Genomic DNA, 22,356 nt, shown 5'->3' with positions numbered 1-22,356 from the left:
TGTATTTGAGTTTGTTAACATTCTGCTAAATTATCGTGGGCTTTCCGTCCAGATAAGGGAGATATGATGAAGCAGGCATTACGAGTAGCATTTGGTTTTCTGATGCTGTGGGCAGCGGTGCTGCACGCAGAAGTACGTATCGAGATCACCCAGGGGGTGGACTCGGCGCGCCCGATTGGTGTTGTCCCCTTCCAGTGGGCAGGACCGGGTGCTGCACCTGAAGATATCGGTGGTATCGTAGGTGCTGACCTGCGTAACAGCGGTAAATTTAACCCGTTAGACCGTTCTCGTCTGCCTCAGCAGCCCGGTACCGCGCAGGAAGTTCAACCTGCCGCGTGGTCTGCGCTGGGCATTGATGCCGTAGTCGTCGGCCAGGTTACGCCGAACCCGGATGGTTCTTACAGCGTTGCCTATCAGCTGGTTGACACCGGTGGCGCACCGGGTACCGTACTGGCACAGAACACCTATAAAGTGAATAAGCAGTGGCTGCGTTACGCGGGCCATACTGCAAGTGACGAAGTGTTTGAAAAACTGACCGGCATTAAAGGTGCATTCCGTACCCGTATCGCTTATGTTGTTCAGACCAACGGTGGTCAGTTCCCGTACGAATTACGTGTGTCCGACTACGATGGTTACAACCAGTTCGTGGTACACCGTTCTCCGCAGCCGCTGATGTCTCCGGCGTGGTCCCCGGACGGTTCAAAACTGGCGTACGTTACCTTCGAAAGCGGTCGTTCTGCACTGGTTATTCAGACACTGTCTAACGGCGCGGTTCGTCAGGTAGCCTCGTTCCCACGTCACAACGGTGCGCCTGCGTTTTCTCCGGATGGCAGCAAACTGGCGTTTGCCCTGTCTAAAACCGGTAGCCTGAACCTGTATGTCATGGACATTGGTTCCGGTCAGATCCGTCAGGTGACGGATGGTCGTAGCAACAACACGGAACCTACCTGGTTCCCGGACAGCCAAAACCTGGCCTTTACGTCTGACCAGGCCGGTCGTCCGCAGGTATATAAAGTTAACGTCAACGGCGGTGCTCCGCAGCGCATTACCTGGGAAGGTTCGCAAAACCAGGATGCGGATGTGAGCAGCGACGGTAAATTTATGGTAATGGTAAGCTCGGCCAACGGTCAGCAACACATTGCCAAACAAGATCTGGTAGCGGGTGGCGTACAAGTTCTGTCGTCAACGTTCCTGGACGAAACGCCAAGTCTGGCACCTAACGGCACTATGGTAATCTACAGCTCTTCTCAGGGGATGGGATCCGTGCTGAATTTGGTTTCTACAGATGGGCGTTTCAAAGCGCGTCTTCCGGCAACTGATGGACAGGTTAAATTCCCTGCCTGGTCGCCGTATCTGTGATAATAAATAATTGATTAATAAAGGAATCATTGAAATGCAACTGAACAAAGTGCTGAAAGGGCTGATGATTGCTCTGCCTGTTATGGCTATTGCAGCGTGTTCTTCTAACAAGAACGCCAGCAATGACGGCAGCGAAGGCATGCTGGGTGCCGGCACTGGTATGGATGCAAACGGCAGCGGCAACATGTCTTCTGAAGAGCAAGCGCGTCTTCAGATGCAACAGCTGCAGCAGAACAACATCGTTTACTTCGATCTGGACAAGTACGATATCCGTTCTGACTTCGCTGCAATGCTGGATGCTCACGCTAACTTCCTGCGTAGCAACCCGTCTTACAAAGTCACCGTAGAAGGTCATGCGGACGAACGTGGTACTCCTGAGTACAACATCTCCCTGGGTGAGCGTCGTGCGAACGCCGTTAAGATGTACCTGCAGGGTAAAGGCGTTTCTGCTGACCAGATCTCCATCGTTTCTTACGGTAAAGAAAAACCTGCAGTACTGGGTCATGACGAAGCGGCTTACGCCAAAAACCGTCGCGCCGTACTGGTTTACTAAGAGAATTGCATGAGCAGTAACTTCAGACATCATCTGTTGAGTCTGTCGTTACTGGTTGGCATAGCGGCCCCTTGGGCCGCTTTTGCACAGGCGCCAATCAGTAGTGTCGGCTCTGGCTCGGTCGAAGACCGTGTCACTCAACTCGAGCGTATTTCTAACGCTCACAGTCAGCTTTTAACCCAACTCCAGCAACAACTCTCCGATAATCAGTCCGATATTGATTCCCTGCGCGGTCAAATTCAGGAAAATCAGTATCAACTGAATCAGGTTGTTGAACGCCAGAAGCAGATATTGCTGCAGATGAATAATCTTGGTAGCGGTAGTGCACCTGCGGCGCAATCTGCGGGCGGCGATCAGAGTGGGGCAGCAGCAACCCCTGCACCTGATGCGGGTGCAGCGGCAGCGTCAGGTGCTCCGGTACAAACTGGCGATGCGAATACCGATTACAATGCGGCCATTGCTCTGGTGCAGGATAAATCCCGCCAGGATGACGCGATTGAAGCATTTCAGAACTTCATTAAAAAGTACCCAGACTCAACTTACCTGCCAAATGCGAATTACTGGCTGGGTCAGTTGAATTACAACAAGGGGAAAAAAGATGATGCAGCGTTCTATTTTGCTTCAGTAGTCAAAAACTTCCCGAAATCACCAAAGGCTGCAGACGCGATGTATAAAGTCGGCGTCATCATGCAGGACAAAGGTGATAAAGAGAAAGCGAAAGCCGTTTATCAGCAGGTTATCACTAAATACCCTGGCACTGATGGCGCGAAACAAGCGCAAAAACGCCTTGGCGCGATGTAATGAACACCATGCGACCAGAAATCGTGTTAATTCTGGTCGCGTCGTGTGATTCCTAAGCAGTTGAGTTATTTACATCGAAATTTTTGTTGCGCTAAAATCTGAAATCAGTAATATATGCCGCCGTTGCCAAGGGATATCAAACAGCCCGAAAGCGGCAAAAAAAGTGGGTCGTTAGCTCAGTTGGTAGAGCAGTTGACTTTTAATCAATTGGTCGCAGGTTCGAATCCTGCACGACCCACCACTAACTTAGTTAGTAAGTAGTATCCAGCGCAGTATCGGGTGATTAGCTCAGCTGGGAGAGCACCTCCCTTACAAGGAGGGGGTCGGCGGTTCGATCCCGTCATCACCCACCACTCGGGGCGTTAGCTCAGTTGGTAGAGCAGTTGACTTTTAATCAATTGGTCGCAGGTTCGAATCCTGCACGCCCCACCAACTTATTGGTGGCACCGAGTAAAAATTTTCAGGTTATACCCGAGCGGGTCGTTAGCTCAGTTGGTAGAGCAGTTGACTTTTAATCAATTGGTCGCAGGTTCGAATCCTGCACGACCCACCATCCTGAAAGTATAAAGAAGTAAACCCCATAAGGGGGCGTTAGCTCAGTTGGTAGAGCAGTTGACTTTTAATCAATTGGTCGCAGGTTCGAATCCTGCACGCCCCACCAGTGTAAAAAGGCGCCCTAAAGGCGCCTTTTTGCTATGCGCAGAATTAACGATTCGAACCTGCAGCAGGTTCGGGTCTCACGTAGTGAGACAACGGAGCCGTTTACGGCGACGGCCCGGAGGGCGAGCAAAGCGAGTCATCCTGCACGCCCCACCAGTGTAAAAAGGCGCCCTAAAGGCGCCTTTTTGCTATCTGCGATTTATAAGATTCGAAGCTGCTTGCCTGATGCGCTTCGCTTATCAGTCCTACAGACGACACTATTCACGTAGGCCGGATAAGACGTCAGTCGCCTTCCGGCATTCATCACACGCAATTATTGTGACTTTCTTACGCCAATCCGCTATCTTGTTTAGCATATAAAACAAATCTAACCGAATACGGCGTGCGTCACGCTTTTAATCGGTTATTTCGTTAAGCCAGTAAAACGAGAAAGCAAGATGAGCGTGATGTTTGATCCAGAAGCAGCAATTTATCCGTTTCCGCCAAAGCCAGCCCCGCTGAGTGTGGATGAAAAGCAATTTTATCGTGAAAAAGTCAAGCGCCTGCTGAAAGAGCGTGATGCCGTTATGGTCGCGCACTATTACACCGATCCCGAAATTCAGCAGTTGGCCGAAGAGACCGGTGGTTGTATTTCTGATTCTCTGGAGATGGCGCGTTTCGGCTCAAAACATTCTGCCTCTACGCTGTTGGTTGCAGGCGTGAGGTTTATGGGGGAAACCGCCAAAATCCTCAGCCCGGAAAAGACCATCCTGATGCCGACTCTACAGGCGGAATGCTCATTAGATCTGGGCTGTCCGATTGATGCGTTCAGCGCGTTTTGCGATGCGCACCCCGATCGTACCGTGGTGGTTTACGCCAATACCTCAGCCGCCGTTAAAGCACGTGCGGACTGGGTCGTCACATCCAGTATCGCGGTAGAACTTATTGAGCATCTTGATAGTTTAGGTGAAAAAATCATCTGGGCTCCGGACAGACATCTGGGCAGCTACGTACAAAAACAGACCGGTGCAGACGTTCTTTGTTGGCAGGGGGCCTGTATCGTCCACGACGAATTTAAAACTCAGGCTTTAACACGTATGAAGGGGCTTTACCCTGATGCCGCGGTGTTGGTGCACCCGGAGTCCCCTCAGTCTATCGTTGATATGGCCGATGCGGTTGGCTCAACCAGCCAGTTAATCAACGCAGCTAAATCGTTACCGCATCAACAGCTGATTGTGGCGACTGACCGGGGCATATTTTACAAAATGCAGCAGGCCGTTCCGGATAAAGAATTGCTTGAAGCGCCGACGGCTGGTGAGGGGGCAACCTGCCGCAGCTGTGCGCATTGTCCGTGGATGGCGATGAACGGCCTCAAGGCGATTGCTGAGGGCCTGGAACAAGGCGGAGCGGCTCATGAGATACATGTTGATGCTGCGCTGCGAGAAGGGGCGTTGTTGCCGTTAAACCGCATGTTGGAATTTGCGGCTACACTTCGAGCTTAATTAATTATTTTGCTCTGGGGGAAAAGATGGACTTTTTTAGCACGCAGAACATTCTGGTACATATTCCGATTGGCGCTGGCGGTTACGATCTGTCGTGGATCGAAGCTGTGGGGACGATCGCTGGGTTGCTGTGTATTGGCCTGGCGAGCCTTGAGAAAATCAGCAATTACTTCTTCGGCCTGATAAACGTCACGCTGTTTGCGATTATCTTCTTTCAGATCCAGCTCTATGCAAGCCTGTTGCTGCAAGTTTTCTTCTTTGCCGCCAACATCTACGGCTGGTATGCCTGGTCCAGGCAAACCAACCAGCATGAAGCGGAACTGAAAATTCGCTGGCTGCCGTTACCAAAAGCGATCGGCTGGCTGGCGGCTTGCGTGGTGGCGATCGGCCTGATGTCGGTCTATATCGATCTGGTCTTTGCGTTCCTGACCCGCATTGCGGTGAACATTATGCAGGCACTAGGATTGCAGGTTGTTGTGCCTGAGTTGCAACCCGATGCATTCCCGTTCTGGGACTCCTGCATGATGGTGTTGTCGATTGCGGCGATGATCCTGATGACGCGTAAGTACGTTGAAAACTGGCTGCTGTGGGTGATCATTAACGTAATAAGCGTAGTGATTTTCGCCCTGCAAGGCGTATATGCCATGTCGCTGGAATATGTGATCCTGACTGTTATCGCACTGAACGGTAGCAGAATGTGGATTAACAGCGCGCGCGAGCGGGGTTCCCACGCGCTGTCCCATTAATGGTGATGGTGTGAATGGCCGGATACCCCCTGATACAGGTGGCAGTCCGGCCCATTACACGGCTGATACTCCATCTGGATCGTGGCGTGTTCAATCTGGTAGTGATGGATAAGGAAATGCTGAATACGCTCCAGCAGCGCGTCGTGATCGTGCGGCGGGACCACCTGCACATGCAGCGTCATTACCGGTTTTTCACCCACCATCCAGACATGGACATGGTGCACATTGCGGACTTCGGGGATATCCCGGCTGAGATGGCGCTGTAGTGCGGCGATATCCAGCGTCAGCGGGGCGCCTTCCAGTAATTCATTAACGCTATCCTTTAACAGTCGCCAGGCGCTACGCAGTACCAACACGGAAACCAGAATCGAGAGAATCGGGTCCGCAGGCGTCCAGCCCGTCCAGATAATAATCAGCGCAGCGATGATCGCCCCGACCGAGCCGAGTAAATCGCCCATCACATGTAGTGCCGCGGCGCGGACGTTCAGGTTTTTCTCCTCACTGCCGCGGTGTAGAACCCAAAAAGCCAGCACGTTAGCCAGTAAACCCGCGACAGCTATAACCATCATCATGCCGCCAGCCACGGGGCGGGGCGTATGGAAGCGCTCAATGGCTTCCCAGACGATTAAAATGGTGATCACGACCAATGCGATGGCATTAACAAACGCGGCCAGTGTCGTGAGCCTCAGCCAGCCGAAGGTGTGTCGTATTGTGGGCGGGCGATGGGAAAACCGGACGGCCAGCAGCGCAAAAAGGAGCGCTGCGGCATCAGTGAGCATATGCCCGGCATCGGCCAACAAGGCCAGTGAACCTGAAAGTATGCCACCCACCACTTCAACCAACATAAATCCGGCTGTAATGCAGAATGCAAACATCAAGCGGCGGGCATTATTGTCCTTGGGTTGCTCAGAAGAAGTATGAGTATGCGAGTGCGCCATTATGCCATCCCTTTGTTATTCTCATCTTTACTGTATGCCATCATACCGTTTTTGGGATGATAAAATTAAAAAGGAGAGCTATTGCTCTCCCATTATTAGCTTTATTTTCAGCGTTACTGCGTAGTGCCATCAGTTTTTGTCTCAGCATCATTGTTAATGCCGTTTCCGGTCTCAACCTTCTTATTCACATCAGGGCAGCGACCGTCCTTACACATTGTGTTTTTGTGCATCTCGTCTTTGGTCATCCCTTCATGGTTCATTGATGAACCGTTCGGGTGCAGCATTGTGCCACCCGAATTCACGTTACTGTTGTCGACATTATTTGGTGCCACGTTTTCGCGTGCGTCTGGGGCGACCTGACCGGCATCCGCCGAGGAATTTGCCTGGCCGTTATTGGACTGCGTATTGGTTTCAGCTGCCAGCGCCGCGCCGCTGGCGAGGCTGAGTGTAGCGGTAAGAAAGAGTGAAGCCAGCTTTGTCATATGCATAATATGCTCCTGTTATGGTCGATATGTCGGATAACGTCTTCCAACAGTGCATGTGCCAGTTACATCATCAATATGTGGTTAATAGTTTTGCCAGAGAAATTAAACCCAGCATAGAATCTTGAAATTTATGAAAATTAAAGCTGTTACAGTTATAAATTGTAGGTTGGATCTCGTTTTTCGCTACTTTATTGCGTTTTTTTGGCCAATTCCAGGATTAATCCGTCCAAAGTGTAAAACCCCGTTTACACTTTATGACTGAAGATATAGATTGGAGGGATTGCATTCATTTATATAAGTATGGCAACGCTGGAATAATCATGAATTATCAGAACGACGATTTACGCATTAAAGAGATCAACGAGTTATTACCGCCAGTCGCATTGTTGGAAAAATTCCCCGCTACTGAAAATGCCGCAAACACGGTGGCTCATGCCCGTAAGGCGATTCATAAAATCCTGAAAGGGAGTGACGATCGCCTGTTGGTAGTGATTGGGCCTTGCTCTATTCATGATCCGGCAGCCGCCAAAGAGTATGCCGCTCGCCTGCTGGCACTGCGTGAAGAGTTAAAAGACGAGCTTGAAATCGTTATGCGCGTCTATTTTGAAAAACCGCGAACTACCGTTGGCTGGAAAGGGCTTATCAACGATCCGCACATGGACAACAGCTTCCAGATCAACGATGGGCTGCGCATTGCGCGTAAACTGCTGCTGGATATCAATGACAGCGGATTGCCTGCTGCGGGGGAATTCCTCGATATGATTACGCCGCAATACCTCGCCGACCTGATGAGCTGGGGCGCGATTGGGGCACGTACCACAGAATCTCAGGTGCACCGCGAATTGGCGTCTGGTCTGTCCTGCCCGGTTGGCTTTAAAAACGGTACTGATGGCACGATAAAAGTAGCGATTGATGCGATTAACGCCGCAGGAGCGCCGCACTGCTTCCTGTCTGTGACCAAATGGGGTCATTCGGCGATCGTAAATACCAGTGGTAATGGCGATTGCCATATTATTTTGCGCGGCGGCAAAGAGCCGAACTACAGCGCTCAGCACGTTGCCGATGTGAAAGAAGGTCTGATCAAAGCAGGGCTTTCAGCGCAGGTGATGATCGACTTTAGCCATGCCAACTCCAGCAAGCAGTTCAAAAAGCAGATGGATGTCGCGAAAGATGTTTGCGGACAAGTTGCTGGGGGCGAAAAAGCAATTATTGGTGTGATGATCGAAAGCCATCTGGTAGAAGGTAATCAGAACCCGGATAGCGGTGAGCCGCTGACCTACGGTAAGAGCATCACCGACGCCTGCATTGGCTGGGAAGATACCGATGCAGTATTGCGCCAGCTGGCGGATGCTGTAAAAGCGCGCCGCGGTTAAAAAATTCATCCTGGCTACGCTCGGTAGGCCGGATAAGACAACGCCGTCATCCGGCAATAAAAAAGCGTGGAGCATTCCACGCTTTTTTCGTTTGACCCAGGATGAAAATTACTTCGCTTTACCCTGGTTCGCAACGGCTGCCGCTTTTGCTGCGATCTCGTCAGCATTACCCAGATAGTAGTGTTTGATTGGTTTGAAGTTTTCGTCGAACTCATATACCAGCGGTACGCCGGTCGGGATGTTCAGTTCAAGGATCTCATCTTCGCCCATGTTATCCAGATATTTAACCAGCGCACGCAGAGAGTTACCGTGAGCGGCGATAATTACGCGCTCACCGCTTTTCATGCGCGGCAGAATGGTTTCGTTCCAGTAGGGGATAACGCGATCGATGGTCAGCGCCAGGCTTTCGGTAACCGGTAACTCTTTGTCGGTCAATTTCGCATAACGCGGATCGTGACCCGGATAACGCTCGTCATCTTTGGTCAGTTCCGGTGGTGTTACCGCAAAGCCGCGACGCCATTGCTTAACCTGCTCGTCACCGTATTTTTCAGCGGTTTCAGCTTTGTTCAGACCCTGCAGCGCGCCGTAATGACGTTCGTTCAGTTTCCAGGATTTTTCAACCGGCAGCCAGGCCTGATCCAGTTCGTCCAGTACGTTCCACAGGGTGTGGATGGCACGTTTCAGCACAGAAGTATAAGCAAAATCGAAGCTGTAGCCTTCTTCTTTCAGCAGTTTACCTGCCGCTTTTGCTTCGCCCACGCCTTTCTCTGACAGATCAACGTCATACCAACCGGTAAAACGGTTTTCGTTGTTCCACTGACTTTCACCGTGACGTACCAGAACCAGCTTAGTTACAGCCATACACTCACTCCTATAAATCATATTGAATGATAATAATTCTCATTATATTGCCGTAAAGCGTCAGCGGCAATGCTTACGCATAACCATAGCGAAAATAGCGCCACAGTGTAAGGTTCTTGTGAATTCAAGGTTGCGATTTTGTCTTTGAATGGTGGGGATTTGAGCGGTTCTACTGTGATAAACAAATAACAGGCCCGCTACGTTACGTCATCGGGCCTGTGGGGGGAAAGGATCAGACTGGAATAAACTGATATTCCGTCACGCTGGCATACTCTTCGCCCGGGCGTAAGAAGCAGTCCGGCTGCTGCCACTCTGGATGGTTTGGGCTGTCCGGGAGAAACTCACTTTCCAGCGCCAGACCTTGCCAGTCTTCGTAGGCATCAAGCCCACGAGATGGTGTACCGCCGAGGAAGTTGCCGGAGTAAAACTGCAATGCCGGGGCGGAGGTGTATACCACCATCTGCAGTTTTTCATCCTGGGACCACAGTCGGGCGACCGGCGTACGCGCATTGCCCTGTGCCTGAAGCAGGAAGGCGTGATCGTAACCTTTTACCTTGCGCTGATCGTCATCGGCAAGAAATTCACTGCTAATGATTTTAGCCGAGCGGAAATCGAAAGTGCTACCAGCGACGGATTTCAGCCCGTCATGCGGGATGCCCATTTCATCAACCGGCAAGTACTCGTCCGCCATAATTTGCAGCTTATGCTGGCGCACATCCGTTTTGTCACCGTCGAGGTTAAAATAAACGTGATTCGTCAGATTCACCGGACAGGGCTTATCGACCGTGGCGCGGTAGGTTATCGAAATACGATTATCGTCAGTCAGGCGATACTGCGCGGTGGCGCATAGATGGCCAGGGAAACCCTGGTCGCCATCGTCAGATGTTAAGGCGAACAGCACCTGACGGTCATTCTGATTGACTATCTGCCAGCGACGTTTGTCGAAACCGTCTGGCCCGCCGTGCAGCTGGTTGTCGCCTTGACTTGGTACCAACTCAACGGTTTCGCCGGCAAAGGTATAGCGGCTGTTGGCGATACGGTTAGCGTAGCGACCAATTGAAGCGCCCAGAAATGCAGCCTGCTCCGGGTATTGTTCCGGACTGGCGCACCCGAGCAATGCTTCACGCACGCTACCATCGCTAAGCGGAATACGAGCAGAGAGCAGCGTCGCGCCCCAGTCCATGAGCGTGACGACCATCCCTGCGTCATTGCGCAGGGTGAGCAGGCGAAACGGCTGACCGTCCGGAGCCTGCACAGGGATTTCGCTTAACATTGTCCTGCTCCTTGTGAAGGTTTGCAGACGTAGAATGTTTCTTTGATACCGGTTTTTGCTTCGTATTGTTCCGCGACGGCCTGCTGTACGGCAGGTACCAAATCTTGCGGGATCAGCGCCACGATACAGCCGCCGAAGCCGCCGCCGGTCATACGGACACCGCCTTTATCGCCGATGGTCGCTTTGACAATCTCGACCAGCGTATCAATTTGCGGCACGGTAATTTCAAAGTCATCGCGCATTGAGGCGTGAGATTCCGCCATCAGCTGGCCCATGCGCAGCAGGTCGCCTTTTTCCAGCGCCTGTGCGGCTTCAACGGTACGCGCATTTTCCGTGATCACGTGGCGAACGCGTTTGGCGACAATCGGATCCAGTTCGTGGGCGACAGCGTTGAAGGCTTCAAGGCTGACATCACGCAGCGCTGGCTGCTGGAAGAAACGCGCGCCGGTTTCACACTGTTCGCGACGGGTATTGTATTCGCTACCGACCAATGTGCGTTTAAAGTTACTGTTGATGATCACCACCGCTACGCCCTCAGGCATGGAAACGGCTTTGGTGCCCAACGTTCGGCAGTCGATCAGTAGCGCATGATCTTTCTTACCAAGTGCCGAGATCAGTTGATCCATAATGCCGCAGTTACAGCCGACAAACTGGTTTTCAGCTTCCTGGCCATTCAGGGCAATCTGCGCGCCGTCGAGCGGCAGATGATAGAGCTGCTGGAATACCGTACCCACAGCGACTTCCAGTGAGGCAGAAGAGCTTAAGCCCGCACCCTGCGGGACGTTACCGCTGATCACCAGATCCGCGCCGCCAAAGGCGTTATTGCGCTTTTGCAGATGTTTCACTACGCCACGCACGTAGTTTGACCACTGCTGGCTGTCATGAGCGATAATTGGCGCATCAAGCGAGAACTCATCAACCTGATTGTCGTAATCAGCGGCGATCACACGGACTTTTCGATCGTCGCGTGCCGCACAGCTGATAACGGTTTGATAGTCGATAGCGCAGGGCAGAACGAAGCCGTCGTTATAATCGGTATGTTCACCGATCAGGTTCACACGACCAGGTGCCTGAATAGTATGGGTGGCAGGGTAGCCAAATGTTTCAGCAAACAGAGATTGTGTTTTTTCTTTCAGACTCATTATTTAAACTCCGGATTCGCGAAAATGGATGTCGCTGACCGCACGCAGTCGTTCAGCCGCTTGTTCTGCCGTCAGGTCGCGCTGGGTTTCTGCCAGCATTTCATATCCGACCATAAATTTACGCACGGTTGCGGAACGCAGCAGCGGTGGATAAAAGTGTGCGTGCAACTGCCAGTGTTGGTTTTCTTCACCGTTAAACGGTGCGCCGTGCCAGCCCATAGAATAGGGGAATGAGCACTGGAACAGGTTGTCATAACGACTGGTCAGTTTTTTCAACGCCAGCGCCAGGTCAGCACGCTGTTCGTCGGTCAAATCGGTAATTCGCAACACGTGCGCTTTCGGCAGCAGCAGCGTTTCGAACGGCCACGCGGCCCAGTAAGGGACAACTGCCAGCCAGTGCTCGGTTTCAACGACCGTACGGCTGCCGTCCGCCAGCTCACGCTGGACGTAATCAACGAGCATCGGCGCGCCTTGTTCGGCGAAGTACGCTTTCTGCAGGCGATCTTCACGTTCGGCTTCGTTAGGCAAAAAGCTGTTGGCCCAAATTTGTCCGTGTGGATGCGGGTTCGAGCACCCCATCGCTGCGCCTTTATTCTCAAATACCTGCACCCAGGGATAGGTTTTGCCTAAGTCTTCAGTCTGCTCCTGCCACGTTTTCACAATTTCTGTTAGCGCAGGGACGCTGAGTTCCGGCAGCGTTTTGCTGTGATCGGGCGAGAAGCAAATTACACGGCTGGTACCGCGCGCGCTCTGGCATCGCATTAACGGATCGTGACTGTCCGGCGCGTCCGGGGTATCGGACATCAGCGCCGCAAAGTCATTGGTAAAGACATAGGTCCCGGTGTAATCCGGGTTTTTGTCGCCGGTAACGCGCGTATTGCCAGCGCACAGGAAGCAGTCCGGGTCATGTGCAGGCAGTACCTGCCTAGACGGAGTTTCCTGCGCCCCTTGCCACGGGCGTTTGGCGCGATGTGGTGATACGAGGATCCACTGCCCGGTGAGCGGGTTAAAACGGCGATGTGGATGATCGACAGGATTGAATTGCGTCATGATTGGTCCTTAATCCGAATATCCCTGCGGGTGGCGTGACTGCCAGTGCCAGGTATCTTGTGCCATTTCATCCAGTGTGCGGGTCACGCGCCAGTTGAGCTCGCGATCGGCTTTGCTGGCGTCAGCCCAGTAGGCCGGAAGATCGCCATCACGGCGCGGGGCGAAATGGTAATTCACCGGTTTACCGCAAGCTTTGCTGAAGGCGTTGACCACGTCCAGCACGCTGCTGCCGATGCCTGCACCGAGGTTGTAAATATGTACGCCCTGTTTGCCCGCCAGTTTTTCCATGGCAGCAACATGGCCGTCGGCGAGATCCATCACGTGGATGTAGTCGCGTACGCCGGTACCATCTTCAGTAGGGTAGTCATTGCCAAATATGGCAAGAGATTCGCGACGGCCAACGGCAACCTGCGCGATGTAAGGCATCAGGTTGTTTGGAATACCTTGCGGATCTTCCCCCATATCTCCCGATGGATGAGCGCCAACCGGGTTAAAGTAGCGCAGCAGGGCAATGCTCCAGTCGGGCTGTGCTTTTTGCAGATCGGTCAGGATCTGTTCCACCATCAGCTTGCTTTTGCCGTACGGACTTTGCGGCGTGCCGGTGGGGAAGCTTTCAACGTAAGGAATTTGCGGCTGATCGCCATAGACGGTCGCGGAGGAGCTGAAAATGAAGTTTTTCACGTTGGCAGCGCGCATTGCATTCACCAGACGCAGAGTGCCGTTGACGTTGTTGTCATAGTACTCCAGCGGCTTGGCAACGGATTCTCCAACGGCTTTTAAACCGGCAAAATGGATGACCGTATCAATGGCATGATCGTGCAGAATTTCGGTTATCAGCGCTTCGTTACGGATGTCTCCTTCCACGAAGGTCGGATGCTTGCCGCCTAAACGCTCAATGACGGGCAGTACGCTGCGCTTGCTGTTGCAGAGATTGTCCAGGATCACCACTTCGTGACCGTTTTTCAGCAACTGCACGCAAGTGTGGCTTCCAATGTAACCGCTACCACCTGTAACCAATACTCTCATAATTCGCTCCGTTAAGCCTATGGTATGCAATAACCATAGCATAACAAAGATGCGAAAAGTGTGACACGGAATAAATTAGTGGAATCGTTTACACTCCAGTGTTTTCACTCGATACTGCCAGTTACTTTATTATAAATCATTATGTTAGGTTGTTATTTCAGCACTTGTCTGAAAAAAAAACAGAAAAAAGGGCGTGATAAACGCCCTGGCATGAAAATTAACGCAGAGAGGTTTGTCGATAGGCGTAGATATCACCCTCGGGTACAAACTCTAGCCGATGGGTAATGCAGGCAGGGGCATCTTCGGCGTGATGAGAGACAAACAAAAGCTGAGTTTCACCTTCACCGATCAGGACATCCACAAACCGACGGATCAGTTGACGGTTGAGCGGATCTAATCCTTGCAACGGTTCATCGAGGATCAGCAACGTAGGATGTTTCACCAGTGCACGAACAATCAATGCCAGCCGCTGCTGCCCCCAGGAAAGACTATGAAATGGTGCATCCGCGGTATGTTTATCGATGCCCAGAATATCCAGCCACTGTTGTACCAGCTTGTGCTGTCTGTCGGAGACGGCCTGATAAATGCCGATTGAATCGAAATAACCGGAGAGAATAACGTTGCGAACTGTCGTACTTACCCGGTAATCCAGATGCAGGCTGCTGCTGACATAGCCAATGTGTTTTTTGATATCCCAGATAGTTTCACCGCTGCCCCGGCGGCGGCCAAACAGGGTCAGGTCGTTGCTATATCCTTGGGGATGATCGCCGGTGATTAAACTGAGCAGGGTTGATTTCCCCGCACCGTTGGGGCCGATGATTTGCCAGTGTTCCCCCGGATTTACCCACCAGCTCAGATGATGCAGGATAGGGCGATCGTTATACGAGACGGTGCCGTCGTTAAGCACAATGTGCGGCTCGTTATCTGACAGCGTGTGGCGCACCGAAGGCTCATCCGGTTCAGGTAACTGGATGCCTTCCAGCCGTTCGCTATGGGCAAGCTGAGCGATTAATGCCTGTTGCAGAAGGTCGGGTTTTGCACCGGTTTCCGTCAGCGTGCAGTCGGCAAGTACGCCGGCAAACTGCACGAACTCAGGAATTTCATCAAAGCGATTAAGCACCAGTACCAACGTTAAACCGGCCTGGTGCAACTCAGCGAGCAACTCTGCAAACTGGCGACGGGACGCCACGTCCAGCCCGTCAAAGGGTTCATCAAGGATCAGCAAATCCGGTGTGGACATTAATGCCTGGCAGAGCAGGGTTTTGCGCGTTTCACCGGTGGAAAGGTATTTGAAACGCCTGTTAAGTAGGGATGAAATGCCAAACTGCTGCGCCAGCGCAGCGCAGCGGGCGGGGTCGTGAACTTCGTCCTGAATTATTTCTGCGGTAGTGCGCCCGGTGTCGTCTTCACCGGGACTAAGAAGATCGGTGTTGTTTCGCTGCCACTCGTCGCTGACCAGCTTTTGGAGCTGCTCAAAGGAGAGTCGGGTAATACGTGTGAACTGGCTGCGGCGTTCGCCTTTCAGGAGCGGCAACTCGCCCGCCAGCGCGCGGGCCAGCGCAGATTTCCCGCTGCCGTTAGAGCCAACAAACGCCCAGCTATCGCCCGCGTTTAACGTCAACGCATCTAACTGGAGCGTTTTTGTGTCGCTAAGACGAAACGTGCCTTGCGAAATTTGCAACGATGACATTTTGTATCCCATTATTTGCAGCGATGAATAACAGGGATACGTGTTCTTCAGGCTGATGTCAATTAACTCAGCACAGTGTGGCGATAATCACCCTGTCCGCATTAAAATATGCTGTGACGTTAGCGCCTTCCGTTAATGTGTGGGTCTGCTCTATCGGCAAAGTCGCGCACAGCGTCTGGCCGTCTGGCAAGGTCATCAACACTTCGCACTGCTCCGCTCCGCGTTCGATATGGCTAATCGTGCCCTGCAACTGGTTATCGGCGGCCTGAGCGATGGCGTCGTCCTGAGTGATTCCTACCCAAGGCGCTTTCAACAGAATCAGTACTTCTTTGCCTTCCTCAAGCCCTAGACGCTCGCCGCTTTGTGCAGTGATTGCCACTTTCAGGCGCGTTTCGCCATCCGCCAGTAGCACGTCGACATGCTGTTGAACCTGATCGTGGTCGCGGGCGGTAATGGTGCCAAACCACTGGTTACGGGCGCTGGTTTGCAGCGAAAAGCGAGAGATCGCCGCCAGCAGGCTATTGAGCGGCAGTGCGTCGTCATCGCTCAAAACATCGAAGGCTTTCTGTTGGATTTGCGCTAATAAATCATACAGCTGGATTAAGCGTTGGCCGTAGCGCGTTAATACCGCGCCGCCGCCGCCTTTGCCGCCAGTGGCGCGCTCAACCAGCGTCTGCTCGCTGAGCTGATTCATTTCGTTAATCGCATCCCAGGCGCTTTTATAGCTGATACCTGCATCCTTCGCGCCCTGACTGATGGAGCCGGAAAGCGCAATGTGCTTAAGCAGAGAAATGCGACGGGGATCGGCAAACAGTTTTTGCTGAAGTTTCAGCGTAAGAAGGATTTCGGCCTGCATCACAAGCTCCTAGCAAAAGGGGTATTGTGACGGAAAACCGCGCGCGCGCAAAGCCAACCGCACAAAAGGGGAGTGCTTTTCTGTGTTATGTGGTTAGAATACAACTAAGGACTATATCTGGAGTTGACCATGTTAGAGTTATTGAAAAGTCTGGTATTCGCCGTAATTATGGTTCCTGTGGTGATGGCTGTCATCCTGGGGCTGATTTACGGACTGGGTGAAGTGTTCAACATCTTCTCCTCTATCGGTCAGAAAGACCAGTCCAGACAGAATCATTGATTCCCCAAACGCCCGCTCAGTCGGGCGTTTATATTTTTTGCCTGCCAACTCGTTTTCTCAAGATCTTGCTTTCCCTGCCGATATTTTCTTTGTGTAACCTCTAATTGGTATCAATAACCACTGGGAAAATCCTGGTTTACTCGTTATATTTGCGCCTACATAACGAAACGCAAAGGAGTTACAGATGGCACGTACATGGTTACGCTTGTTTGCAGGGGCAACACTTTCTCTTACCGTTGCCGGGCATGCGCTGGCGGATGAAGGAAAGATTACCGTTTTTGCAGCGGCTTCGCTGACCAACGCGATGCAGGACATTGCAACGCAATATAAAAAAGAGAAGAACGTTGATGTTGTCTCCTCTTTTGCTTCTTCTTCCACACTGGCGCGTCAGATTGAAGCAGGCGCACCGGCCGATCTGTTTATTTCTGCCGATCAGAAATGGATGGACTACGCGGTAGACAAGAAGTCGATTGATACCGCATCGCGTGAAACGCTGTTGGGTAACAGTCTGGTGGTGGTTGCGCCGAAAGCCAGCGCACAGAAAGACTTCACCATTGACAGTAAAACCAACTGGACCAGTCTGTTGAATGGTGGACGCCTGGCTGTTGGCGATCCAGAACATGTTCCGGCGGGCATTTATGCCAAAGAAGCGCTGCAAAAATTGGGTGCATGGGATACCCTGGCCCCGAAACTGGCTCCTGCTGAAGACGTGCGCGGTGCGCTGGCGCTGGTAGAGCGTAACGAAGCGCCGCTGGGGATCGTCTATGGTTCCGATGCTGTCGCCAGTAAGGGCGTAAAAGTTGTTGCGACTTTCCCGGAAGATTCGCACAAAAAAGTGGAATACCCTATCGCGATTGTTGATGGGCACAAAAACGCAACGGTTAGCGCGTTCTATGATTACCTGAAAGGACCGCAGGCTGCTGAAATCTTTAAACGTTATGGATTTACGACCAAGTAATGATACTGACCGATCCTGAATGGCAGGCCGTCATCCTGAGCCTGAAAGTTTCTTCCCTGGCTGTGTTGTTTAGTTTGCCGTTTGGGATCTTCTTTGCCTGGCTGCTTGTGCGATGCAAGTTTCCGGGCAAAGCGCTGCTCGACAGCGTCCTGCATTTGCCACTGGTTCTGCCGCCGGTTGTGGTAGGCTATCTGCTGCTGGTCGCCATGGGGCGGCGCGGATTCATTGGCGAATGGTTGTACGACTGGTTTGGCATTACCTTTGCCTTTAGCTGGCGCGGAGCTGTGCTGGCTGCGGCGGTGATGTCTTTTCCTCTGATGGTACGGGCAATTCGTCTGGCGCTGGAAGGTGTCGACGTCAAGCTGGAGCAGGCGGCCCGCACGCTGGGAGCCGGACGCTGGCGTGTATTCATGACGATTACGCTACCGCTGATGCTGCCCGGCATTATTGTCGGTACGGTGCTGGCGTTCGCGCGTTCCCTCGGGGAATTCGGCGCAACCATTACTTTTGTTTCCAACATTCCTGGTGAAACCCGCACCATTCCTTCGGCGATGTATACCCTGATCCAGACTCCCGGCGGCGAAAGCGCGGCGGCGAGGTTGTGTATCATTTCTATTGTGTTGGCGCTGATTTCGCTGCTGATTTCTGAATGGCTGGCGCGTATTAGCCGTGAGCGGACGGGGCGATAATTATGCTGGAACTCAATTTCTCCCAGACGCTGGGGACGCATTGCCTGACGCTCAACGAAACGCTGCCAGCCAGCGGCATCACCGCTATTTTTGGCGTTTCCGGCGCGGGCAAAACCTCACTGATTAACGCCATCAGCGGCTTGACGCAGCCGCAGTCAGGACGCATCGTGCTCAACGGTCGGGTCTTAAACGACGTCGAGAACGGTATCTGTTTAACGCCGGAAAAACGCCGGGTGGGCTATGTTTTCCAGGATGCGCGCCTGTTCCCGCACTATAAAGTGCGCGGCAACCTGCGTTACGGAATGGCGAAAAGCATGGCCGGACAGTTTGATAAGCTGGTGTCGCTGTTGGGCATTGAACCGCTGCTTGACCGTCTGCCTGGCGGTCTTTCTGGCGGTGAAAAGCAGCGTGTCGCCATCGGTCGGGCTCTGCTGACCGCGCCTGAGTTATTGCTGCTTGATGAGCCGTTAGCCTCGCTGGATATACCGCGTAAACGCGAACTGCTGCCTTACCTGCAACGCCTTGCACGTGAAATCAATATTCCGATGCTGTATGTCAGCCACTCGCTTGATGAGATTTTGCACCTGGCGGATAAAGTGATGGTGCTGGAGAACGGGCAGGTCAAAGCGTTTGGTTCGCTGGAAGATGTCTGGGGTAGCAGCGTGATGCACCCCTGGCTGCCTAAGGAACAGCAAAGCAGTATTCTGAAAGTCAGCGTGCTGGAACATCATCCACACTATGCGATGACCGCGCTGGCGCTCGGCGATCAGCATCTGTGGGTCAATAAGCTGGAGCAACCGCTGCAAACCGCGCTGCGTATTCGTATTCAGGCATCTGATGTTTCACTGGTGCTCCAACCCCCCCAGCAGACCAGTATTCGTAACGTTCTCCGGGCAAAAGTCGCGCAATGCTATGACGATAACGGTCAGGTGGAAGTTCAGCTTGAGGTGGGCGGTAAGACGCTGTGGGCAAGGATTAGCCCATGGGCCAGGGATGAACTGGGTATCAAACCTGGCCTGTGGCTGTACGCGCAAATTAAGAGCGTATCGATTACCGCCTGATTACAGCAGGTGGGAGTAGATAAATTTCGCGATGCTGTCTGTGGTGTTGTCACCAATCACGATGTTGGCGCGGGCTTTGACCGCGTCATCCGCGTTGCCCATCGCCACACCGGTACCTGCGGCTTCCAGCATGCTGATATCGTTAAAGTTATCACCAAAGGCAATCACGTTTTCCATTGACCCGCCCTGTGCTTCAATCCACTGGGTAAGGCGTCGTCCTTTGCTGTTGCCTTTACGGGCAATGTCGACCTGATCGTGCCAGGACCATTCACACTCCAGCCCCAGCTGTTGCTCAACGTACTGGCCAAACTGCTGCAGTTTCGGAATATCTTCGTCGGTCAGGGCAAATTTCCAGACGGCGTTGACGTCATGTGCGGCCTGCGCCAGCGAAGGAACCTGGGTGAAGGTCGGGCGCTGTTCCGGCGGCAGAGTTTGCGCCCAGTTAGCGGTACGCACCACATGCCCGGTTGGGCGCTCATACAGCATGGCCTCATCCACATACATCAGCCCGTGGATCTGATGTTCATCCAGCATTTCGATCAGCTGTAATGCCTGGTCTACCGGGAGGGGATCGGATTCCAGTACCTTTTTTGCCTGATAATCATACAAGTAGGTACCGTTACAGCAAATTGCAGGTGTATCCAGCGCCAGTGCCTGATAAAAAGGATGAATAGCAACGTGATGGCGACCTGTGACAATGATAAGTTGGTAGCCTGCTTCTCTGGCGCGCGAGAGCGCTTCGAGGGAGGATGGCAGCAAGGTTTTTTTCGGGGTCAACAGGGTACCGTCTAAATCCAGGGCAATCACGCGTGCGGTCATAGTTTTTTCCAGATTAAGGTTGAGAATTTTGTCTGCTGGAATGGTACACCGAGACGGGAGCCGGACAAAATTCTGAGCCTTAATTAAGCATTCACCGTTAAAAGCGTCTACCTTAGGCGTGTGTCAGGCAATTGCAGCCACCTGCCAAAAAGCAAAGGAGTATTCATGAAGCAAACCGTTTATACCGCCAGCCCTGAAAGTCAGCAAATCCACGTCTGGAGCCTGAATCACGATGGTTCTCTGACGCTGACGCAGGTGGTTGATGTACCGGGTCAGGTACAGCCGATGGTCGTCAGCCCGGATAAGCGTTACCTCTATGTTGGTGTGCGCCCGGAGTTTCGCGTGTTGGCTTATCGTATTGCGCCTGATGACGGAGCGCTGACCTTCGCGGCAGAGTCAGCGCTGCCGGGTAGCCCGACGCATATTTCTACCGATCATCAGGGACGTTTCGTGTTCGTTGGCTCTTATAACGCGGGTAGCGTGAGCGTCACGCGTCTGGAAGATGGCCTGCCGGTGGAACTGGTTGACGTGGTAGAAGGTCTGGATGGTTGCCACTCAGCCAACATCTCTCCGGATAACCGTACCCTGTGGGTTCCGGCGTTGAAACAGGATCGTATCTGCCTGTTTGACGTTAGCGATGATGGTCATCTGGTTGCGCAGGAACCGGCTGAAGTGACTACCGTTGAAGGCGCGGGCCCGCGTCATATGGCGTTCCATCCGAATAAGCAATATGCCTACTGCGTGAATGAGCTGAACAGCTCTGTTGATGTCTGGGAGCTGAAAGATCCGTACGGCAAGATTGAGTGTGTGCAGACACTGGATATGATGCCTGCTGATTTCGCGGATACCCGTTGGGCAGCAGATATTCACATCACACCGGATGGTCGTCATCTGTATGCCTGTGATCGCACCGCCAGCCTGATTACGGTCTTTAGCGTCTCTGAAGATGGCAGCGTGTTGAACAAAGAAGGTTTCCAACCTACCGAAACTCAGCCACGCGGTTTTAATATCGATAACAGAGGTAAATACCTGATTGCAGCCGGGCAAAAATCGCACCATATCGCGGTATACGAGATTGCTGGCGAACAAGGACTGTTGACGGAGAAAGGTCGTTACGCGGTAGGACAAGGCCCGATGTGGGTGGTTGTTAACGCGTACTAAAACGCCAGGCGTTACAAACGATCCGCAATCTTGTGAAGATTGCGGATTTTTTTGCTTATTTAGCAAACGACATGTTTTCCTGACATTTAGCCACAGATGTCCAACGGCTATCTGTATCATCTGCCCATAAATTAAGCAGAAGAGAGAAGAAACGTTCAGCGGGAGGGGAGAGGATAGCGTCTTTACGCCGAATAACTCCCAGCGTGCGTCTAATCACAGGCTCAACCAGTGGGATCCCTATCAGCGTTGGATGCGGCGTTTGCGGCATTGCTAACCCTGGTAATGCGGAAACACCTAGTCCAGCTTCAACCAGACCCAGCGAAGTGGACAGATGACGAACCTCGTAAAACCAGTTCAACTTCCACGGTTTATCGGACAAATGTTGTTCAATCAATAATCGGTTACCGCTTGAGGAACGAACGCCTATCAGTTTGTAATTCAGCAATTCTTGCCACTCAACCAACTGCTTACTAGCGAGCGGATGATCGCGTCGACAAGCCAGAACAAACGGTTCATTAACCAGTGGAGTGAACTCGATAGAGGAATTTGTGATGTTGTTCATGTTTATTCCAAAATCAGCCTCATTGCAAAGTACGGATTCCATACAATTATTCGTACCTTGTTCAATAATTCGCACTTTGATATTGGGATATCGTTCATTAAATTTTCCAATTGCCAACGGCAAGAAATAGAAAACCGCGGTAGGAATACAGGCTAATGTCACTATGCCGTGATGATGAACATTCATTTCACTGATGTTAAAAATGGTCTCATCCAACGCTCTAATTAATTCTCTGGCTTCAGGTAAAAGCATTGCCCCCGCTTTTGTTAATGTGACTTTGCGAGTTGTTCTTTCAAATAGCTGGGTGTGTAAATACTCTTCCATTTTTTTAATCCTGCGCGTTAATGCAGGTTGCGTAATATTGAGTAACTTGGCGGCATTGTTAAAAGAATCGGACTCTGCCAACGTAACAAATGCCTTCATGCTCGATAACTCGTGTTTCATTTTGACTCCGGACTCAATCAGGGAAGCCCCTGTCTAAGATGAAAGTGTTCAGTGTATCCGCAATTCATAAATTTTAATTAATAAAAATA

Annotated in this window: 22 protein-coding genes, 5 tRNA genes and 1 other RNA gene; 17 read left to right on the top strand and 11 right to left on the bottom strand. The window is 52.1% G+C overall.

Annotation, left to right across the window (positions count from 1 at the left end; genetic code table 11):
- Window positions 1-66: 66 nt before the first annotated feature.
- From tolB to pnuC, 11 genes are all read left to right on the top strand, one after another.
- A complete protein-coding gene (tolB, locus tag SK38_RS10300) occupies window positions 67-1,359 on the top strand; it encodes a Tol-Pal system beta propeller repeat protein TolB (protein ID WP_003022981.1) in 1,293 nt (430 codons plus the stop codon).
- A gap of 34 nt (window positions 1,360-1,393) precedes the next feature.
- Window positions 1,394-1,912 carry a peptidoglycan-associated lipoprotein Pal gene (gene pal / locus SK38_RS10295; RefSeq protein ID WP_003022983.1) on the top strand — a complete coding sequence of 173 codons (519 nt, stop codon included), beginning with the start codon at window positions 1,394-1,396 and terminating at the stop codon, window positions 1,910-1,912.
- Between the two features lie 9 nt (window positions 1,913-1,921).
- On the top strand, window positions 1,922-2,713 hold the full coding sequence (gene cpoB / locus SK38_RS10290) for a cell division protein CpoB (protein WP_003831441.1): 792 nt from the start codon (window positions 1,922-1,924) through the stop codon (window positions 2,711-2,713).
- Window positions 2,714-2,878: 165 nt separating this feature from the next.
- A tRNA-Lys gene (locus SK38_RS10285) sits at window positions 2,879-2,954 on the top strand.
- A gap of 36 nt (window positions 2,955-2,990) precedes the next feature.
- A tRNA-Val gene (locus SK38_RS10280) sits at window positions 2,991-3,066 on the top strand.
- Window positions 3,067-3,069: 3 nt separating this feature from the next.
- Window positions 3,070-3,145, top strand: a tRNA-Lys gene (locus SK38_RS10275).
- 45 nt (window positions 3,146-3,190) lie between these two features.
- Window positions 3,191-3,266, top strand: a tRNA-Lys gene (locus tag SK38_RS10270).
- Between the two features lie 32 nt (window positions 3,267-3,298).
- Window positions 3,299-3,374 (top strand) — tRNA-Lys (locus SK38_RS10265).
- Between the two features lie 22 nt (window positions 3,375-3,396).
- A non-coding RNA gene (locus SK38_RS23935) (RtT sRNA) lies at window positions 3,397-3,529 on the top strand.
- 281 nt (window positions 3,530-3,810) lie between these two features.
- Window positions 3,811-4,854: a quinolinate synthase NadA gene (gene nadA / locus SK38_RS10260; protein ID WP_048235831.1), complete on the top strand. Its 1,044-nt coding sequence runs from the start codon at window positions 3,811-3,813 to the stop codon at window positions 4,852-4,854.
- A gap of 26 nt (window positions 4,855-4,880) precedes the next feature.
- Window positions 4,881-5,600: a nicotinamide riboside transporter PnuC gene (gene pnuC, locus SK38_RS10255; protein ID WP_048214653.1), complete on the top strand. Its 720-nt coding sequence runs from the start codon at window positions 4,881-4,883 to the stop codon at window positions 5,598-5,600.
- On the opposite strand, the gene zitB is transcribed toward pnuC, so the two are convergent.
- Both zitB and SK38_RS10245 read right to left on the bottom strand, forming a co-directional pair.
- Window positions 5,597-6,538, bottom strand: coding sequence for a CDF family zinc transporter ZitB (gene zitB, locus SK38_RS10250; protein ID WP_032942740.1), 942 nt, complete (start codon window positions 6,536-6,538; stop codon window positions 5,597-5,599). The genes pnuC and zitB overlap by 4 nt on opposite strands.
- A 113-nt stretch (window positions 6,539-6,651) precedes the next feature.
- Window positions 6,652-7,026, bottom strand: coding sequence for a YbgS-like family protein (locus tag SK38_RS10245; RefSeq protein WP_003022994.1), 375 nt, complete (start codon window positions 7,024-7,026; stop codon window positions 6,652-6,654).
- Window positions 7,027-7,343: 317 nt separating this feature from the next.
- Between SK38_RS10245 and aroG the strand changes: the two genes are divergently transcribed.
- Entirely contained in the window at window positions 7,344-8,396 is a 1,053-nt protein-coding gene (gene aroG, locus SK38_RS10240; RefSeq protein ID WP_020996538.1) for a 3-deoxy-7-phosphoheptulonate synthase AroG, read from the top strand.
- A 108-nt stretch (window positions 8,397-8,504) separates the two neighbouring features.
- Here the strand turns inward: aroG and gpmA are convergent, their stop codons facing one another.
- From gpmA to modE, 7 genes are all read right to left on the bottom strand, one after another.
- Window positions 8,505-9,257, bottom strand: a complete 753-nt coding sequence (gene gpmA / locus SK38_RS10235) for a 2,3-diphosphoglycerate-dependent phosphoglycerate mutase (protein ID WP_003022999.1) — start codon at window positions 9,255-9,257, stop codon at window positions 8,505-8,507.
- Between the two features lie 232 nt (window positions 9,258-9,489).
- Window positions 9,490-10,530, bottom strand: coding sequence for a galactose-1-epimerase (gene galM / locus SK38_RS10230; RefSeq protein WP_048235829.1), 1,041 nt, complete (start codon window positions 10,528-10,530; stop codon window positions 9,490-9,492).
- Window positions 10,524-11,672, bottom strand: a complete 1,149-nt coding sequence (gene galK, locus SK38_RS10225; protein ID WP_032942744.1) for a galactokinase — start codon at window positions 11,670-11,672, stop codon at window positions 10,524-10,526. The genes galM and galK overlap by 7 nt, the downstream gene beginning before the upstream one ends.
- A gap of 3 nt (window positions 11,673-11,675) precedes the next feature.
- Window positions 11,676-12,722: a galactose-1-phosphate uridylyltransferase gene (gene galT / locus SK38_RS10220; protein WP_048235827.1), complete on the bottom strand. Its 1,047-nt coding sequence runs from the start codon at window positions 12,720-12,722 to the stop codon at window positions 11,676-11,678.
- Between the two features lie 9 nt (window positions 12,723-12,731).
- Window positions 12,732-13,748, bottom strand: a complete 1,017-nt coding sequence (gene galE, locus SK38_RS10215) for a UDP-glucose 4-epimerase GalE (RefSeq protein WP_003831462.1) — start codon at window positions 13,746-13,748, stop codon at window positions 12,732-12,734.
- Between the two features lie 217 nt (window positions 13,749-13,965).
- A complete protein-coding gene (modF, locus tag SK38_RS10210; protein ID WP_048235824.1) occupies window positions 13,966-15,438 on the bottom strand; it encodes a molybdate ABC transporter ATP-binding protein ModF in 1,473 nt (490 codons plus the stop codon).
- A gap of 67 nt (window positions 15,439-15,505) precedes the next feature.
- A complete protein-coding gene (modE, locus tag SK38_RS10205; RefSeq protein ID WP_003831465.1) occupies window positions 15,506-16,294 on the bottom strand; it encodes a molybdenum-dependent transcriptional regulator in 789 nt (262 codons plus the stop codon).
- A 129-nt stretch (window positions 16,295-16,423) separates the two neighbouring features.
- On the opposite strand from modE, the gene SK38_RS23930 reads away from it, so the two are divergent.
- The 4 genes from SK38_RS23930 to modC all read left to right on the top strand — a co-directional run bounded on the left by SK38_RS23930 (window position 16,424) and on the right by modC (window position 19,281).
- Window positions 16,424-16,573: an AcrZ family multidrug efflux pump-associated protein gene (locus SK38_RS23930; RefSeq protein ID WP_020996536.1), complete on the top strand. Its 150-nt coding sequence runs from the start codon at window positions 16,424-16,426 to the stop codon at window positions 16,571-16,573.
- Window positions 16,574-16,757: 184 nt separating this feature from the next.
- Window positions 16,758-17,531, top strand: coding sequence for a molybdate ABC transporter substrate-binding protein (gene modA / locus SK38_RS10195; protein WP_003831470.1), 774 nt, complete (start codon window positions 16,758-16,760; stop codon window positions 17,529-17,531).
- Window positions 17,531-18,220 (top strand): molybdate ABC transporter permease subunit, encoded by a 690-nt coding sequence (gene modB, locus SK38_RS10190; protein ID WP_008784169.1) that lies wholly within the window; start codon window positions 17,531-17,533, stop codon window positions 18,218-18,220. The genes modA and modB overlap by 1 nt, the downstream gene beginning before the upstream one ends.
- Before the next feature lie 2 nt (window positions 18,221-18,222).
- Complete coding sequence (modC, locus tag SK38_RS10185) at window positions 18,223-19,281, top strand: molybdenum ABC transporter ATP-binding protein ModC (RefSeq protein WP_048235822.1); 1,059 nt, start codon at window positions 18,223-18,225, stop codon at window positions 19,279-19,281.
- Here modC and SK38_RS10180 read toward each other — a convergent pair whose 3' ends face one another.
- The gene (locus tag SK38_RS10180) at window positions 19,282-20,100 is read right to left on the bottom strand and encodes a pyridoxal phosphatase (RefSeq protein ID WP_003831476.1); all 819 of its coding nucleotides are present in this window, start codon (window positions 20,098-20,100) and stop codon (window positions 19,282-19,284) included.
- Window positions 20,101-20,265: 165 nt separating this feature from the next.
- On the opposite strand from SK38_RS10180, the gene pgl reads away from it, so the two are divergent.
- Window positions 20,266-21,261: a 6-phosphogluconolactonase gene (pgl, locus tag SK38_RS10175; RefSeq protein WP_048235821.1), complete on the top strand. Its 996-nt coding sequence runs from the start codon at window positions 20,266-20,268 to the stop codon at window positions 21,259-21,261.
- Between the two features lie 55 nt (window positions 21,262-21,316).
- On the opposite strand, the gene SK38_RS10170 is transcribed toward pgl, so the two are convergent.
- Window positions 21,317-22,267 carry a LysR family transcriptional regulator gene (locus SK38_RS10170; RefSeq protein ID WP_048235819.1) on the bottom strand — a complete coding sequence of 317 codons (951 nt, stop codon included), beginning with the start codon at window positions 22,265-22,267 and terminating at the stop codon, window positions 21,317-21,319.
- Between the last annotated feature and the right edge of the window lie 89 nt (window positions 22,268-22,356).

This window comes from Citrobacter sp. MGH110 (genome assembly GCF_001037515.1).
GTDB lineage: Bacteria > Pseudomonadota > Gammaproteobacteria > Enterobacterales > Enterobacteriaceae > Citrobacter > Citrobacter portucalensis.
This window is presented reverse-complemented; position numbering and strand designations above follow the sequence as displayed.